At 64.5% G+C, this 16,522-nt stretch carries 14 protein-coding genes and 1 tRNA gene; 9 read left to right on the forward strand and 6 right to left on the reverse strand.

Annotated elements, in window-relative coordinates; genetic code table 11:
• Positions 1-63: 63 nt before the first annotated feature.
• Both ACETMP_RS18865 and cpdR read right to left on the reverse strand, forming a co-directional pair.
• Positions 64-138: transfer RNA gene (locus ACETMP_RS18865), tRNA-Val, on the reverse strand.
• A gap of 75 nt (positions 139-213) precedes the next feature.
• Positions 214-573, reverse strand: coding sequence for a cell cycle two-component system response regulator CpdR (gene cpdR, locus ACETMP_RS18870; RefSeq protein ID WP_007597092.1), 360 nt, complete (start codon positions 571-573; stop codon positions 214-216).
• 333 nt (positions 574-906) lie between these two features.
• Between cpdR and ACETMP_RS18875 the strand changes: the two genes are divergently transcribed.
• The 3 genes from ACETMP_RS18875 to ACETMP_RS18885 all read left to right on the forward strand — a co-directional run bounded on the left by ACETMP_RS18875 (position 907) and on the right by ACETMP_RS18885 (position 4,106).
• Positions 907-1,797 carry an N-formylglutamate amidohydrolase gene (locus ACETMP_RS18875; RefSeq protein ID WP_375157358.1) on the forward strand — a complete coding sequence of 297 codons (891 nt, stop codon included), beginning with the start codon at positions 907-909 and terminating at the stop codon, positions 1,795-1,797.
• 538 nt (positions 1,798-2,335) lie between these two features.
• Positions 2,336-3,118: a histidinol-phosphatase gene (gene hisN / locus ACETMP_RS18880; RefSeq protein WP_375157359.1), complete on the forward strand. Its 783-nt coding sequence runs from the start codon at positions 2,336-2,338 to the stop codon at positions 3,116-3,118.
• 22 nt (positions 3,119-3,140) lie between these two features.
• Entirely contained in the window at positions 3,141-4,106 is a 966-nt protein-coding gene (locus ACETMP_RS18885) for a Bug family tripartite tricarboxylate transporter substrate binding protein (RefSeq protein WP_375157360.1), read from the forward strand.
• Between the two features lie 241 nt (positions 4,107-4,347).
• On the opposite strand, the gene ACETMP_RS18890 is transcribed toward ACETMP_RS18885, so the two are convergent.
• Entirely contained in the window at positions 4,348-5,238 is an 891-nt protein-coding gene (locus ACETMP_RS18890) for a LysR substrate-binding domain-containing protein (protein WP_375157361.1), read from the reverse strand.
• An 89-nt stretch (positions 5,239-5,327) separates the two neighbouring features.
• Between ACETMP_RS18890 and ACETMP_RS18895 the strand changes: the two genes are divergently transcribed.
• Positions 5,328-6,080: a sulfite exporter TauE/SafE family protein gene (locus tag ACETMP_RS18895; protein ID WP_375157362.1), complete on the forward strand. Its 753-nt coding sequence runs from the start codon at positions 5,328-5,330 to the stop codon at positions 6,078-6,080.
• 2 nt (positions 6,081-6,082) lie between these two features.
• On the opposite strand, the gene ACETMP_RS18900 is transcribed toward ACETMP_RS18895, so the two are convergent.
• Complete coding sequence (locus ACETMP_RS18900; protein ID WP_375157363.1) at positions 6,083-6,493, reverse strand: GFA family protein; 411 nt, start codon at positions 6,491-6,493, stop codon at positions 6,083-6,085.
• A gap of 56 nt (positions 6,494-6,549) precedes the next feature.
• Entirely contained in the window at positions 6,550-7,182 is a 633-nt protein-coding gene (locus ACETMP_RS18905; protein ID WP_375157364.1) for a LysE family translocator, read from the reverse strand.
• A gap of 221 nt (positions 7,183-7,403) precedes the next feature.
• Between ACETMP_RS18905 and ACETMP_RS18910 the strand changes: the two genes are divergently transcribed.
• Together ACETMP_RS18910 and ACETMP_RS18915 are read left to right on the forward strand one after the other, a co-directional pair.
• On the forward strand, positions 7,404-9,200 hold the full coding sequence (locus ACETMP_RS18910) for an adenylate/guanylate cyclase domain-containing protein (protein WP_375157365.1): 1,797 nt from the start codon (positions 7,404-7,406) through the stop codon (positions 9,198-9,200).
• Positions 9,201-9,384: 184 nt separating this feature from the next.
• On the forward strand, positions 9,385-12,144 hold the full coding sequence (locus ACETMP_RS18915; RefSeq protein WP_375157366.1) for a di-heme-cytochrome C peroxidase: 2,760 nt from the start codon (positions 9,385-9,387) through the stop codon (positions 12,142-12,144).
• A gap of 147 nt (positions 12,145-12,291) precedes the next feature.
• Here ACETMP_RS18915 and ACETMP_RS18920 read toward each other — a convergent pair whose 3' ends face one another.
• Positions 12,292-13,239 (reverse strand): alpha/beta fold hydrolase, encoded by a 948-nt coding sequence (locus ACETMP_RS18920; RefSeq protein WP_375157367.1) that lies wholly within the window; start codon positions 13,237-13,239, stop codon positions 12,292-12,294.
• A gap of 218 nt (positions 13,240-13,457) precedes the next feature.
• On the opposite strand from ACETMP_RS18920, the gene ACETMP_RS18925 reads away from it, so the two are divergent.
• The 3 genes from ACETMP_RS18925 to ACETMP_RS18935 all read left to right on the forward strand — a co-directional run bounded on the left by ACETMP_RS18925 (position 13,458) and on the right by ACETMP_RS18935 (position 16,422).
• The gene (locus tag ACETMP_RS18925) at positions 13,458-13,931 is read left to right on the forward strand and encodes an Hsp20 family protein (protein WP_375157368.1); all 474 of its coding nucleotides are present in this window, start codon (positions 13,458-13,460) and stop codon (positions 13,929-13,931) included.
• Between the two features lie 146 nt (positions 13,932-14,077).
• On the forward strand, positions 14,078-14,848 hold the full coding sequence (locus ACETMP_RS18930; protein ID WP_375157369.1) for an alpha/beta fold hydrolase: 771 nt from the start codon (positions 14,078-14,080) through the stop codon (positions 14,846-14,848).
• A 161-nt stretch (positions 14,849-15,009) separates the two neighbouring features.
• Complete coding sequence (locus tag ACETMP_RS18935) at positions 15,010-16,422, forward strand: IS4 family transposase (RefSeq protein WP_375157370.1); 1,413 nt, start codon at positions 15,010-15,012, stop codon at positions 16,420-16,422.
• Positions 16,423-16,522 lie beyond the last annotated feature (100 nt).

A 16,522-nucleotide genomic window follows, 5' to 3' on the forward strand; every position in this document is an offset into this window, starting at 1 on the left:
CAGCCCGCCTGCGCCCTTTGGGCTTCGGCGCGGCATCCTTCTCTCGCTATCGCGAGCGAAGGATGGTGGGCGCGACAGGGATCGAACCTGTGACCCCTACCATGTCAAGGTAGTGCTCTCCCGCTGAGCTACGCGCCCTAATAGTCCACTTGCGTCGGGTGGGGTCCCTATAACGGCTCAAGGGACCCTGTGCAAGGACGGAACGGGGCCTATTCAGGCCGCCAGCATCTTGTTCACTTCGCTGACCAATTCGCGCAGGTGCACGGGCTTGGACAGCACCTTGGCGTTCTTGGGAGCGTCCGAATCCGAGTTCAGGGCGACTGCGGCAAAGCCGGTGATGAACATGATCTTGATGTCCGGGTCGAGTTCCGAAGCCCGGCGGGCAAGCTCGATGCCGTCCATCTCCGGCATCACGATGTCGGTGAGCAGCATCTCGAACGGCTCTTCCCGCAACCGCTGATAGGCGGCCATGCCGTTGTCGTGGGACGAGACCTGAAAACCGGCGTTTTCCAGCGCCTTGACCAGGAAACGGCGCATGTCGTTGTCGTCTTCGGCGAGCAGGATCTTTGGCATGGCAGGAATCGTCGCATCCCCAGAGGATATCAGCAGAGGTCACTAAGCCCGACAGAGGGTAAATTTGGGGTGAAAATCTTTACCCTGGGCCGGCTGCGCTGCCGCACTCTTGTGAACCGGAAAGCGGCTCGAATCAATCGAGCCGCGCCGCCGCGTCCCCGCTTCCCTGCCCGCACGGTTAAGACGTGTTCCAATGGACCGGTACATCTTTTCGCTTGGCAGAATGGTTGCGATTCCGGACAATGACGACACATAAGAGCCGCATCCGTCGGCCGAATCAATGCGGTCTGGCTCCCTGCCAGATCCCGGCGCGAAGGGACGAAGCCTGAGAAGATGACCCGGTTTGACGGCGAGACGTCGCCAGCCTTCGAGATCGTGGAGCCCGCGCAATGGCGCGCGCCGGTCATCTTCAACTCGCCCCATTCCGGCTCGACCTATCCGGACGAATTCCTCGCGGCCTCCAGGATCGACCTGCTGACGCTGCGGCGGTCCGAAGATTCCTTCATGGACGAGCTGATCGGCCACTTGAGCGAGCGCGGTTTTCCGACCGTCAGGGTCAACTTTCCCCGCTCCTATGTCGACGTCAATCGCGAGCCCTATGAGCTCGACCCGCGCATGTTCACCGGGCGGCTGCCGAGCTTCGCAAACACCCGCTCGATGCGGGTCGCCGGCGGCCTCGGCACCATTCCGCGCGTGGTCGGCGACGGCCAGGAGATCTACCGCGACCGCATTCTCGTCGACGACGCGCTGGGGCGGATCGAGACGCTGTACAAGCCTTACCATCGCGCGCTGCGCCGGCTGATCAACAAGGTGCACCAGATGTTCGGCACCGTGGTGCTGGTCGATTGCCACTCGATGCCCTCGGTCGGCGTGGCCCGCGACGAGCCGCGCCGGCCCGACGTCGTGATCGGCGACCGCTACGGCACCAGCTGCACGCCGCTTCTGCCCGACCGGGTCGAGGAGACCTTCACCGGCCTGGGCTATTCGATCGGCCGCAACAAGCCCTATGCCGGCGGCTTCATCACCGAGCATTACGGCAATCCCGCGAGCGGCCTGCATGCGGTGCAGCTCGAGCTCAACCGCGCAATCTACATGGACGAGCGGCGGCGCGAGCGCGGTCCACGCTTTGCGCAGGTGGCGACCGATTTCGGCGTTCTTGCCGACGTGCTGGCGACCACGATTCCGTTCGGCGATCTCGGCCCGTTCCAGGCGGCGGCGGAATAGTCGCCGGCTTCTCGCTTCAATGACGATGTTCTGAGCGCGATCGCGTTTTCGCTTCGCAAGCTTGCGCGCCCAAAAACGAAAACGGCGGCGGCAAAAAAAAAGGGCCGCTCGCGAATGACGCAAGCGGCCCAAGTCTAGGGAGGAAACGCCCAAGGAGGGCAGCGGTAACGCCAAGCGCTACCGCACCGCAACAATATGCGACCGCGCCGCACAAAGTGCAAGGACTTTTGAGCCATTTCCCATGCAATACGCACATGGCTCAGTTGCTTCCAGGGAAACCCAGATTCAGTTTCTTTGATAAGGAATTTCAATGGGTTGATAGATGTTTGCATACGAACGAGGCAGCGACGGAACTAAGTTTTCAACGTCGTGATCGATATTTGGCCAAGGGATGACTGAAAGGGATGGCTATGAGGAGCGACGCGCTGCGGCATCCAAAATACCAGGGTGCAAAGCCAAGACACCGCTGCCCGCGGGAGGCGAATTGAGCTAGGCAGGAGGCGAGCTTCATCCAACTTTCGCTTCGAGGATCTGGCCTGTGACGGTGATCGACTTCTCCGCCTTCATCGGACGGCTCGCCACCGCCTCCGGCGAAACCATCCTGCCGTTCTTCCGCACCTCGCTGTCGATCGACGACAAGAGCAAGACCAAGGATTTCGATCCGGTCACCGAAGCCGACCGCGCCGCGGAGGCGGTGATGCGCCGGCTGATCAAGGCCAATTTCCCCCAGCACGGCATCGTCGGCGAGGAATTCGGCAGCGAGCGCGAGGACGCCGACTATGTCTGGGTGCTCGATCCCATCGACGGCACCAAATCCTTCATCGGCGGCTTTCCGATCTGGGGCACGCTGATCGCGCTGCTGCACAAGGGCGCGCCGGTGTTCGGCATGATGCATCAGCCCTTCATCGGCGAGCGCTTCTCCGGCGACAACGGCTCGGCCAATTACAAGGGCCCCTCCGGCGAGCGCCGGCTCCAGGTCCGCCGCTGCGCCTCGCTCGCGGAAGCGACGTCCTACACCACGAGCCCCCTGCTGATGAACGAGAGCGACCGGGCCATCTTCGGCCGCATCGAAAAGGGCGCGCGGCTGTCGCGCTATGGCGGCGACTGCTATTCCTATTGCATGCTGGCCGCAGGTCACGTCGACCTCGTGGTCGAGACCGAGCTGAAGCCGTACGATATCGCGGCGCTGATCCCGATCGTGACCGGCGCCGGCGGCGTCGTCACCACCTGGGAAGGCAGGCCGGCCCAGGGCGGCGGCCGGATCATCGCGGCCGGCGACGCCAGGGTCCACGAAGAAGCGCTGAAGCTTCTCAACCAGTAGCAGACGCGAGCGGGAGGCTTGCATGACGATCTCACGCAGGCTTCTCCTTGGTTTATTGCTGCTGCTGCCGTCGGCGGCGGCGGCGCAGAATTTTCCCGCAAAACCGATCAAGCTGATCGTGCCGTTTCCGGCCGGCGGTCCCAACGATATCATCGCGCGTGTGATCGGCCAGCGCATGTCGGAGTTCTCGGGCCAGCCGGTCGTGATCGACAATCGCGGCGGCCAGGGCGGCGTGCTCGGCACCGACGCGGTCGCCAAGGCGCCGCCCGACGGCTACACCATTGCGATCTCATCGGCCGGCGCGCTCGCGATCAGTCCGAGCATGGAGAAGGTCGCCTACGACACGCTGACCGACCTTACGCCGGTGACGCTGGTTGCGACCGTGCCGGAAATGCTCGTGGTGGCGACCAACGTTCCGGCGAAAGACATCGGCGAATTGATCGCGCTCGCCAAGGCGCAGCCCGGAAAGCTCAACTTCGCCTCGTCCGGCCCCGGCAGCCTGCCGCATTTGGCCGGCGAATTGTTCAAGCTCACGGCCAAGATCGACATCGTGCACGTGCCCTATCGCGGTGCCGCGCCGGCGGTGAACGATCTGCTGGGCCAGCAGGTGCAGATGACGTTCCTCGATCTTCCGGTGCTGCTGCCACAGGTCAAGGCGGGCGCCTTGCGCCCCATTGCGATCGGCTCGGCCGCGCGGGCGCCGGCCGCACCTGAGGTGCCGACCACCGCGGAAGCGGGATTTGCCGGCCTCCACATCGAGAACTGGTACGGCATGGTCGCGCCGAAGGGCACGCCGAAGGAGATCGTCGCGGCGCTCCATGCGCTTGCGACCAAGGCCATGGCGGATCCCGCGGTGAAGGAGAAGCTCGCGGCCCAAGGCGCGACGCTGGTCGGCGACGAGCCGGAGCATTTTCGCGCCTTCATCGCCGACGAGACCGCGAAGTGGGCCAAGGTGATCAAGGACGCCGGGGTGGAGACGGCGAAGTAGGCAGGATGCTCGCAACAACCGCCGCCGGGTTCCCTTCCCCCTTCCGGGGAAGGGTTAGGGAGGGGTCCACACGGTGACTCCATCGAGAGCGAAGACTTCTTCGTGACACCTTTTGCTGGGTACCCCTCTCCCCCACCTTCCCCCGCAAAGGGGGAGGAAGCGCAGTTGTGTGCATGGCGGCAGCGTAGATTCACAACAAGAGGCGCGAGGACACAGGCTCAGATCAGTGTGCACGACTTCCTCACACCGCCGCCGCACGCAAATGCTCCACCAGCATCTTCGCCGGCCGGGGCAGCGCCTTGAAGCTGCGCGCGCAGATCACCAGGCGGCGATTGGCCCAGGCGTCGCGCAGCCGGACAAGTGCGAGCGGCATCAGCTTGGCACAGCGGCGGGCGGCGGATTCCGGCACCAGGGCAACGCCGACCTCGGCGGCGACCATCTGGCAGATCGCGTCGAAATCACGCAGGCGCGCGCGGAAGTGCGGGCGCATGCCGAGCCGGGCCGCGTGCTTCGAAATGTGCATCTGTAACGCGGTGGCGCTGGTCAGCCCGACAAAATCGCAGGCTCCGGCCTCCTGAAAATCGATCTGGCGCCGACCGGCGAACGGGCCGCGGCGCGCAGTCACCAGCGTCAGGCGGTCTTCGCTGAACACGAAGCGCTCGATATGGTCGGGCAGCGCGTGCTCGGCGGCGAAGCCGAGATCGGCCGCGCCCGCGGTGATCGCCGCCGCGATGTCGGTGCTCTCGCGCTCCTCGATGTCGACGGCGACATCGCGATGCTCGCGCAGGAAGCCGGCCAGCGCCTTGGGCAGATGCTCGGACAGGCCGGACGTGTTGGCGAGAAAGTGCACGCTGGCCCGCACGCCGGAGGCAAAGCCGGCGAGATCGCCGCGCATGGCCTCGATCTGGTGGATGACGAGCCGCGCATGATCGAGCAGGCTCTCGCCGGCCGCGGTCAATTCGACGCCCCTGCGGCCGCGCTTGAGCAGCGCGACGCCGAGCGCGTGCTCGAGCCCCTTGATCCGCGCGCTGGCCGAGGCCAGGGCCAGATGCGAGCGTTCCGCGCCGCGGGTGATGCTGCGCTGGTCGGCGACCGCGATGAAGAGCTGAAGGTCGATGAGGTCGAAGCGCATGGCAGGTCTCCCAGCCTTCGCTTCAAGCGAAGGCTTCCTCCGTAACCTCCAGATTGTGCGCCGGCGCGGCTTCGGTCAATGTGCCCGATATGATCGACCCGCTCCTCATCCTCATCGCCGCCGTCTTCCTGATCGCCGGATTCGTCAAAGGCGTGATCGGTCTCGGCCTGCCGACGGTGTCCATGGGCCTGCTTGCGGTGAGCATGACACCGAGCCGCGCCATCGCCATCGTGATCGTGCCCGCCATCGTCACCAACATCTGGCAGACCTTCGTCGGCCCGTATTTGCGCGACATCCTGCGGCGGCTGTGGCCGCTGATGCTCGGCACCGTGATCGGCTGCTGGCTCAATGCCGGCGCGCTGACCGGCCCGCATGCGCGCTACGGCACGATCGTGCTCGGCGTCCTGCTCGTCGTCTATGCGGTGATCGGCCTGAACAAATTCAAATTCCACGTCGCGCCAAGGAACGAGAAATGGGTCGGCGGCGTGGTCGGTGTCGTCACCGGCGTGATCTCGGCCTCGACCGGGGTCCAGGTGATCCCCTCGATGCCGTTCATGCAGGCGATCGGCATGGAAAAGGACGAGCTGGTGCAGGCGCTCGGCGTGTTCTTCACCACAGCGACGCTGGCGCTCGCCTTCAACCTCACCGCCGTTGGGCTGTTGACGCCGAGCAATGCCGTGCCGGGCGCCGTGGGCCTCGCCATGGCCTTTGCCGGAATGTTCATCGGCCAGTCGGTGCGGGCGCGAATGCCGGCCGAGGCGTTCCGCCGCTGGTTCCTGATCGCAATGATTTTGCTCGGCTTTTATCTGGCCGGCAGCGCGCTGGCCAACGAGCTCGCCTAAACCTACGATTTCGGCTCGTAGCCGGGCACCCATTTCTCGTGCTGAGGCAGATCGTCCCTGATCGTCCACCATGGCGCGCGCGAGGAGGTGAAGACATGCAGGCGGGGCCTGACTTGCGGATCGTCGTCGAGCAGGCCGGCGGGAACGCTGATTGTCGGAAGATAGCTCGCCTTGCCCGGCGTCGGGCAACCGCAGGTCTTGCAGCGATGGCGGAAACTGCCCGGCGAGGATTCGTAAGCCACGGTCGCGTCCTCACCCGCGACGAAACGAAACTTGTCGGCATCGACATGGGCGTAGGTCGCGAAGGCGGCGCCGGCCAGCTTGCGGCAAATGGCGCAATGGCAGTGCGTCAGTGCACGAACCTTGTCGATCTCGAACCGCACGGCACCGCACAGGCAGCTTCCACGAATCATCGAAACCTCCCGAGATGCGGCCTCGATCGGGGCCGCGTCGCATCCGTTCGAACGAATTACCGGCTCTCCAGCATGGCGACGCGGATGCCGAGATAGATGAACAGGCCGCCGAGCGCGCGGTTGACCCAGGCGATCGCGCCCTCGGACTGGCGCAGCCGGTGGGCGGCTTTCGCCGCGAACGCCGCCAGCACCAGGCACCACAGCGTTCCCGTAAAGATGAAGATCAGGCCGAGCGTCAGGAAGGCGAGCGGCTTTTGCGGCGCATCGGCCGCGACGAATTGCGGCAGGAAGGCCAGGAAGAACAGTGCGACCTTGGGATTGAGCGCGTTGGTGAAGACACCCTGGAGGAAGACCCGCCGGAGCGAGCTGCGCACCGGCTCGTCGATCGCCGCTGCCAGCACCGGACGCGACCACAGCATCTGAAGCCCGGTCAGGACGAGATAGGCCGCACCGACCAGCTTCAGGATCGAGAAAGCGGTCGACGAGGCCATCAGCAGGGCCGAAAGGCCGATCGCCGCGGCCGCAACATGGACGAAACAGCCGCAACTGATGCCGAAGGCGGCGGCGGCGCCGCCCCGCCAGCCCATCTGCATGCTGCGGCCGATGACGTAGACGGAATCCGGCCCGGGCGTGACGTTGAGCAGCACCCCCGACAGGATGAACAGCCAGATCTCGTGAATGCCCAGCATGTGAGGTGTCCCTGCCGCCGTCCAGGCGGTCGCCCACCACTTAGTCGGTTCGTCCGCCTCCGTCCACCGCCGGAACTGCGTGGGATTTACCTCGAATTTGCAATGCGGATCCTACTATCGCCCGGCTGCATCTGCTCTATAAAGGCAGGGTTCTTGAAATGCGGGATTCGAGGCGACTGCCACGCCGTGGCCGGTCTGTCCTCCCTTGGAGCTGAGAGAATATGGAAAGACGTCTGGCTGCCATTGTCTGCGCCGATGTCGCCGGCTATTCGCGCATGATGGGCAGCGACGAGGCCGGTACCCATGCTGCCTTCAAGGCTCATCGTGCCGCGATCCACCCCATCATCCTCAATCACGGCGGCCGCGTCGTGAAGAACACCGGCGACGGCTTCCTGCTGGAATTCCCCTCCATCGTCGGCGCCACCGAGGCCGCGATCGCGATGCAGACGTTGATGGCGGAGCGCAACCATCATCTGCCCGCCGACCGCGCCATGCAGTTCCGCCTCGGCATCCACATGGGCGACGTGATCGCCGACGAGGACGAGGTGTTCGGCGACGATGTCAACATCGCCGTCCGCCTGGAATCGGTGGCAAGCCCCGGCGGCTTCGCCATCTCGGCCAAGGCCTTCCGCGAGGCCAGCAAGCATCTCACCGTGCCGCTGGTCGATGCCGGCAACCACCGCTTCAAGAACATCAAGGATCCGATCGGCGTCTTTACCTGGACGCCCGAGGGCGCCCCGGCGCTCGCCCCCGAGCTCCGGGAGGCATCCGCCCTCTCGCAACAATATCGCACCGCGATCGTCGGCGTGCTGCCCTTCGCCAATCTCAGCGACGCCCAGGACGAATATTTCTCAGACGGCCTCACCGAGGATCTGATCCACGCATTGTCGCTGCAATCCTTCTATCGCGTGCTGAGCCGCAACTCGACCTTCGCTTTCAAGGGCAAGAACACCAGCACGCGCCTGATCGCGCGCGAGATCGACGCCACCTATCTGATCCAGGGCTCGGTGCGTCGCGCCGGCGCCAAGATCCGCGTCACCGCCGAGCTGATCGCGCCGGAGACCGGCGAGCAGCTCTGGACCGGGCGCTACGACCGCGACATCGGCGACTTCTTCGCGATGCAGGACGAGATCACTACCAACCTGTCAGCCGCCATCGCCACCGAGATCGTCCGTGCCGAAGCTTCCGCGCCGGCGCGCCTGTCGACGGACGTGACCGCCTGGGACCGCTTTCTCAAGGGATTGTCGCACTACTACCGGCTGACCCAGGAAGACTCGGCCGCCGCCATCGACCTGTTCCGCGAGGCCATCCGCCTCGATCCCAAACTGTCGATCGCGCACGCTTATCTCGCCACGATCCAGATCCAGAGCATCCAGTTCGGCTGGGTCAAGGGCACCCGGGAGATGTGGGCGGAGGCGATGAATCTCGCCGAAACCAGCGTCCGGCTCGATCCGCGCTCCTCCTTCGCGTTCTCGATCCTGTCCTGGGTCCACGCCATGGAGGGCCATTACGAGGCCGCGATGGACGCCGCCAAGCGTGCCGTCGCGCTGAACCCCTACGACAACGGTGCACGCGGCGTGCTCGGCATCTGCCATTTCGTCATCGGCGAGCACCGCGAGGCGATCGAGCTGTTTTCAATGGCGTCGCAACGCGACAACAGCGACCCGCGCTATCAATGGGCGGCGCTGAACGCCTTCAGCCACTATCTGTTGCGCCAATATGACGCGACCCTGTCATGGGCCCGCGAGCAGCTCTACATCAACCCCAACCACATGCAGGCGCTGGCGATTCGCGCCGCCGCGTTGGCGCAGCTGGGACGAAGCGACGAGGCAAGCGAAGCCGCCCGCGTGCTGATGAGCAACTACCCGACCCTCAACGTCGACCGCCACCTGCGCAATTTCCATTGGAAGAAGCCCGAACATCTCGCTCATTATCGCGAGGGCCTGCTGAAAGCCGGCGTGCCGCTCGGCAAGCTGACCCTGGTGCAGAGCGACGTCAAACGCGCCGCCGAGTCCTGACGGACGGACCAGGGACACCCATTCCGGTCCTTGGCGGCCTCACGCCTGCTCTTATTGACACGACAGTGAAATCGGCCACACTTCGTCACACGCTGAAGTAGTATATTGTGCTGTCGGTTTGTTAGGACTTTCTGCGCTTGATCGGCGCGCCATTTCACGATTCGCTGTTTTCAGGATTTGGGCCATGCACGATCCCGCCGCGAAGCCTCCCTTCGATCCCTCGATCCCTGTCTCGCCGAACAATCCATGCCCATTCCTGCGCGGCCTCGTCGGTGAAGGTTTCGTCGCGGGCGGCACTGTCCCGCTCGGCAAGCTCTCGGAGACGATCGCGAATGCGACCGGCGAGACCGGGCTGAAGAAGGCCTCTGCCCGCCTCCAGGTCCGCGGCGTTGCGCTGATCGCCAACGGCTTCAAGCACATCCTGAAGAGCATCTTCTCGGGCGCGCAGCTCGACGCGCTACGCGGCGGTCCGCTGGACAAGCGCGGCGCCGGCTCGCGCATCCTCGGCGTCGACGGCAAGGTCAACGAGGACGAGATTACGCGGTTCGCGAGCTTCGGCCGGACCTACACCGATCCGAACGGCGGCGCCGAGCTCGGCCTCAACGCCTCGGATATCAAGCTCTTCATGCGCGACAATCTCAAGCGCGCCGGCAGCGCTGCGCGCTGGTACTACCCGCTGCTGATGAAGTTCGAATGGCCGATCCTCCTGAAGATCATCGGCAAGGGGACAGGCGAGGATCGCTATCTCAGCGTCGCCGACGTGCGCACGCTGTTCAACGAGCGCCAATTCCCTGCGCGCATCAACCAGCTTCTGGTCCCGCCGGTGCTATCGACCTGCCAGCGCGTGGTGCGGGGCGCCCTCAAGCTGGCGGCCGTGCTGATCGCCATTGGTCTCGTCGCCCTCGTCGCGGTCGCCGAATTCCCCAACCAGGTCCGCGCCATGCTGCCCCAGAAGGGCATCCTCGTGAACCTCCTGCCGCCGCCCTTGCCTGCAGTCCCGGAAACGAAGGCCGCCTTCTGGCTCGAGCAAAACTGGTCGCTGAAGGACCGGCACTGGTTCCATCATGCCAGCCAGGGTACCGCGACCTTTCCGGTTCCCTATGAGTGGTTCGTGGCGCTGGAGCAGCCGCGTCTGCATCTGTTCTCGAAGCCGGGCCTGATGAAGGACAGCAGCTATCTCGAAGGCTTCGGCTTCATTCCGAGTCCGCAGTCGATCCAGACCGACACGACGACATTGCGCCGCTTCGGCTACGCCAATGTCTACGAGACGACGCAGGTGCCGGACTGGTCGACCAGGTGGACGCCGGCGGAGAATGTCGACGGCCTCCCGGTCGGCTTCGCGCGGATGACCGGCGTCGTCGATCCCGCGACCGGTCGCCGCGAGGACGACATGATCGGGCTGACCTGCGCGGCCTGCCACACCGGCCAGATCCACTACCAGGGCGTGGACGTCCGCTTCGACGGCGGCCCGGCCATGACCGACCTGAAGAAGCTGGAGCTCTCCACCGGCCTGTCGATCGCCTATACGCTCTACGTCCCGTTCCGCTTCCAGCGCTTCGCCGATCGCGTGCTCGGCCCCAATGCCAGCAAGACGGACCGCGCCGCCCTCAAGCAGAAGCTCAGCGCGATCGGCACGTTCCTGATCGACTGGCAAAAGACCTACGAGGCGACGATCGAGGGCAAGAAGACCTGGGACGGCAAGAAGCAGCAGGACACCGTCGAAGGGTTCGGCCGTCTCGATGCCCTCAACCGCATCGGCAATCAGGTCTTCTCGCAGGATCTGGCGCTGAGCGGGGTCAAGGGCTTCGAGAAGAACCTGCACGCCCAGGACGCGCCGGTCAGCTACCCCGCGATCTGGACCGTGCCCTGGTTCAAGTTCGCCCAATACGACGCCTCGATCGAGCAGCCGCTGATCCGCAATGCCGGCGAAGCGCTCGGCGTGACGGCGCTGCTCAACCTGTCCGACGCTTATCCGGAGGAGAGGATTTGGCGCTCCTCGGTCAATATCAGGACGCTCGGCTGGATCGAGGACATGCTGAGAGGCCCCGATCCGTTCAAATCGCCCGGACCCAAGAAGACGTTCGGCGGCCTGCTCGCGCCGCAATGGCCGTCACAGATCCTCGGTGACGCCTGGAGGATCGATCAGAAGAAGGCCGACAACGGCCGCAAGATCTATGAGGAGATGTGTTCCGGATGTCACCTTCCGGCCGTCAACACCGACGCTTTCTGGTCATCGAAGCACTGGGAGCCGAGCGGCGACAGCAAGGTCCTGAACGCGGTGACGATTCCACTCAAGGAGATCGCCACGGATCCCGAGCAGTCCCTGATTCTCAGCAACAGGGTCGTCGACGTGCCCGGCTTCCTGAAGGTGAACACGGCCGACCTCCAGACATGGTGGCAATGCGAGGTCCCGACCGCGAGCAAATCGCCCAACGAGATGGTCTATGCGCTCGGCCTCATGACGGTGGTCGACCTCGTCGCCCGCAAATGGATGGACGACGAGAAGGTCTCGGACGCCGAGCGGGCGAGATTGTGGAATCTGGCGCGCAAGAACTGTCTCAATCCGGCGCCCGATCCGCGCTATCGCGCGCGGCCGCTGAACGGGATCTGGGCCACAGCCCCCTATCTGCACAACGGCTCGGTGCCCTCGCTGTACTGGCTGCTGAAGCCCGCAGGCGAGCGCCCGCAAAAATTCTGCATGGGCCGCCGCGACTATGATCCCGTGACCGTCGGCTTTGCGGTCACCGAAAACGAAAGGTGCAAGACGGGTGAAACGGAGTTCTCTGCGACGGGATCCGACGGCAAGCCGATCCAGGGCAACAGCGTGCTCGGCCATTCCTTCGAGCGCAAGGACGGCGAGCCGAAGCGGCCGGGCGTCATCGGCCGCGAATTCAAGGACGACGCAGAGCGCTACGACCTGATCGAGTATCTGAAGACGCTGTAGTTCGTCATTGCGAGCGCAGCGAAGCAATCCAGACTGTCTCCGCGGAAACAGACTGGATTGCTTCGTCGCATCGGCGCAAAATTGCCCCGCAATTTTGTCGCGAGCTCCTCGCAATGACGGAGAACGAGGACACTCCTCACCGGCCCCTCACTTGAACAGCGGCGTGCCCGGCACGAAGGCGTCGAAGGCGGCCCAGAACTGGGCGCGGTAGCGATCCTGCTCCTGGAGGATCTCATGCTTGGCGCCGGCAATCACGAGATGGGACCCGGCGCGAAGATGATAGGCGAACTCCTCGATCGCCGCGGTCGAGACCACGGAGTCGTTGGAGGCCGCCAGCATCAGGATCGGCTGCCGGATCTCGGAGGGATAGTTGGCGCGCTTGAAGGTGTGCATGGCGCGGAAGGCGGTATCGGCCCAGGCGACGGTCGGCGACGCCAGGCCGAGCGTCGGGTCCTCCTCCAGGATCGCGGCATTGCGGGCATAGCGCACGGGATCGCTGGTCACGGGATTGTTGATGAAGGGATCGAGCCCGGTGAGGCGATCGCTGCCGCCGGGGACATAGCGGCCGCCCTGCCCGAGCAGGCGCATCGTCTTCAGCAGCGCACGGACCGGAAACGAGGTGGTGCGGCCGGGCAGGTCGATCATCGGGGCCGACAGCACCATGCGGTCGAACCAGCGCTTGCCGGCATGCGCCACCCGCAGCATCACCGTGCCGCCCATGGAATGGGCCAGCGCGAAGAACGGCGGCGGGCAATCCGGCAGCACCACCTGCTGCACGAAGGCTTCGACGTCGATCTCGAAATCGGAGAAATCACGCACATAGCCCTTGCGCGGGTCGCGCAGGCGGCGCGAGGAATGGCCCTGCCCGCGCCAGTCGATCATCGCCACCGCAAAGCCGCGGTCGCGCAGGTCGCGCACGGTCTCGAAATATTTCTCGATCTGCTCGCTGCGCCCGGTGAAGACGCAGACCGTGCCCTTGCGGTTCGCCGGCGGGGCCCAGCGCGCAAAGCGCAGCTCGACGCCATCGGGGGTCTTGATGGTGCCGCTGACGACGTCTTCGGGGACGGGGTTGGACGGGATCGAGACCAGCGTCATTTGGGCGTGCTTGGGCGGGAAGTGCTGCGAATCAAGGGGCCTAAGCGCCGAAAAGGCGCAAATGCCGCCCTCTTGAACGCCGTCTCGTTTCACCCATATCACCTTCGTGCAGGCCGCTACCAGTGTTTCGGAACCGGAACATCAGGCTGCACACAGATGAAAGCCCGGCCCGATTGGCGGGCGGGTTACCCAACAGTCGCTCAATGGAGGACTTGACCATGCGTAGCTACGATCTCACCCCGTTCTATCGTTCCACCGTCGGCTTCGACCGCCTCTTCAACCTGCTCGACCAGGCCGGTTCGGACGGCAGCAGCCCCGGCTATCCCCCCTACAACATCGAGCGCACCGGCGAGAACGCCTACCGCATCACCGTTGCGGTTTCGGGTTTCGCCAAGGACGAGCTCTCCATCGTCGCGAAGGAAAACACGCTGACGATCAAGGGCGAAAAGGTCGCCAACGAGAACAGCAAGAACGAAGTGCTTTACCGCGGCATCGCCGCGCGTGCCTTCGAGCGCGCCTTCCAGCTCGCCGACTTCGTGCAGGTGAAGGACGCCTCGCTCGAGAACGGGCTGCTTCACGTCGATCTCGTCCGCGAGATTCCCGAGGCGAAGAAACCGCGCCAGATCGCGATCAACACCGGCGCCCCCAAGGCGCAGGTGATCGAGAACTCGGCCGCGCAAGCCGCCGCGTAAATCGCGCCACTTCCAGGTTACGAAACGCCCCGGTGCCCCGGGGCGTTTTATTTTGCGCTGCATCACAGAGCGGTGAGGACGCGTAACGCGGCCGCCGCGCGCTCCGTCCTTTGGGCATCGACCCCAAAACGAGACGGAGAACGATCATGTCACTTTGGCGCAGCCTTTTCGTCGCCGCGAGCCTTCTGGCGGCTCCCCTCAGCCTCGCGCAGGCGCAGACACCGCAAACCGTGAAGGCCAGGAACGTCGTACTGGTGCACGGTGCCTGGGCCGACGGCTCGAGCTGGTCGGAGGTGATCCCGATCCTCCAGGCCGCAGGCCTGCACGTGACCGCGGTCCAGAATCCGCTGTCGTCGCTGAGCGATTCCGTCGAGGCAACCAGGCGCGCGCTGGCCGAGCAGGATGGTCCCACGGTGCTGGTCGCGCATTCCTGGGGCGGCACCGTGATCAGCCAGGTCGGCACCGATCCGAAAGTGACTGGCCTCGTCTATGTCGCCGCCCGCGCGCCCGATGCGAACGAGGATTTCGTCGCGCTGTCGAAGCAGTTTCCGACCGGCCCGGTCCGCGCCGGCATCGTCGAACGCGACGGCACCACCAAGCTCTCGGAAGCCGCCTTCCTGAAGTACTTTGCCAATGGCGTGAAGCCTGAGCAGGCCAAGGAGCTCTATGCCGTGCAGTGGCCGACCGCGGCCTCGATCTTCGCCGGCCGCACCACGGAAGCGGCGTGGCACAGCAAGCCGAGCTGGTACGCAGTGTCGAAGAACGACTACACCATCAACCCCGATCTCGAACGCTTCCTCGCCAGGCGCATGAACGCCACCACGATCGAGCTCGATGCCGGCCATCTCTCGCTGGTGTCGCATCCGAAGGAGGTGGCGAATCTGATCCTGGAAGCGGCGGGCTATCCGCGGAGCTGAGGTGAACCGCCGTCATGCAAGCGCCCGGAATTTTCGGGCGCTTTTTGTTTTGATCAATCTCTCTCCGGCGTCGTCCCTCCGAACGCACTAGGGCATGCACATATCTGGTGCGGCGGATTGACTCGGGTCCGCCTTGGGGGATTCCAGAATCGGAAGTCTGTGTGATTCCTATTGCTGCACTCCATGGTTCGGACGGGGTGCTGCGATGTTGTCACGGATTGACTGGACGCTGGGCCGGTTCGGGGATCTTCGTCTCGATAAAGGGGGCGGCGTTCGTCGAACGCATGGTTGCGGGCAGAACTGTCTGCCTTCGACAGCTCTCCAGGGGGAACCGCGCGCTGGAAGTGCGGTTCAACCGCTTTCTTGGCCATGACAAGGTGACGGTGGAGCGGATCATCGAAAGCTGGAGCGATAGCACGGTCGCTGCGGTGGAAGGCCGCCACGTGCTGGCCATCCAGGACACCAGCGAGGTCCACTTCAACACCACGCCGCAAAGCCGGCGCGGGCTCGGAGAAATCGGCAAAGGCAATAGCCACGGCGTGCTGCTGCACCCGCTGCTGGCTGTGGATGCCGATGACGGCAGCTGTCTTGGGCTTGTGAGCGGGCAGATATGGACGCGCGCAGGTCGCCGCACGACCTCGCACGACGATCGGGAATTATCGGACAAGGAATCGCAGCGCTGGATATCCTCTGCCGTGGCGGCGCGACCACTGCTTGCCAAGGCCGCGGTGGTGACGTTGCTGGGGGATCGCGAGAGCGATATTTTTGCCCTCTATGCCAGCTCGGCTGAGCAACACTTCCACATCATCGCGCGCAGCATGCATGATCGCAAGCTTGCCGACCGCAGCAGTCTGTATCAGGTCAGCGATGCCATGGCTGCGGTGGACCGGCGTACGATCCAACTGCCTGCGCGCGCCGCGCGGCCCGCTCGCCTGGCCCACCTCGAACTTCGCTTTGACGCAATCGAGCTTGCCCGCCCACAGACTAAGTTCCTGCACCATCTGCCGAAAAGCTTGCCATTGACGGTGGTCGATGTGCGAGAGGTCAATGTCGAAGCCGGCGTAGAGCCGCTGCACTGGCGGCTTCTCACCTCTCACGAGGTTGCCGGCATCGAGGACGCCTGGCGCATCGTCCAATGGTACAAGCAGCGCTGGATTATCGAGCAGTTCTTCCGCACTCTGAAGACGCAAGGCCTCAAGCTCGAAGACAGCCAGATCGGATCCGCCGATCGGCTTCTCAAGCTGGTCGCAATCGCCGCCAAGGCGGCCGTCATCACCATCCAGCTTCTGCAGGCCCGCAATGGTAGTCGCCAGCCTATTGGCGTTGCCTTCGACACCAGCCAAATTGGCGCGCTCATTGCCCTCAACCAGCAACTCGAAGCCGCGAGCAAACGACTAAAGAACCCATATCCGCCCGACCGCCTCGCTTGGGCCGCCTGGATCATCGGCCGTCTCGGTGGCTGGGATGGCTACCCATCGTCCAAGCCGCCGGGCCCCATCACCTTCAAGAACGGCCTCGAATACTTCCACGCCGTCGCGGCGGGATGGAGCCTCAGAGATATGTGCATGCCCTAGTGCGAACGCAGGGACCCATAACCACAGGGAGCAGTCTGGCGAAGGCTCGTGGTCCGGTACTCGCACCTCATCCCCGCCGATCAATCACGCGGTATGGATC

The organism is Bradyrhizobium dasycarpum (assembly GCF_042019905.1).
In the GTDB taxonomy this organism is placed as follows: Bacteria; Pseudomonadota; Alphaproteobacteria; order Rhizobiales; family Xanthobacteraceae; genus Bradyrhizobium; species Bradyrhizobium japonicum_B.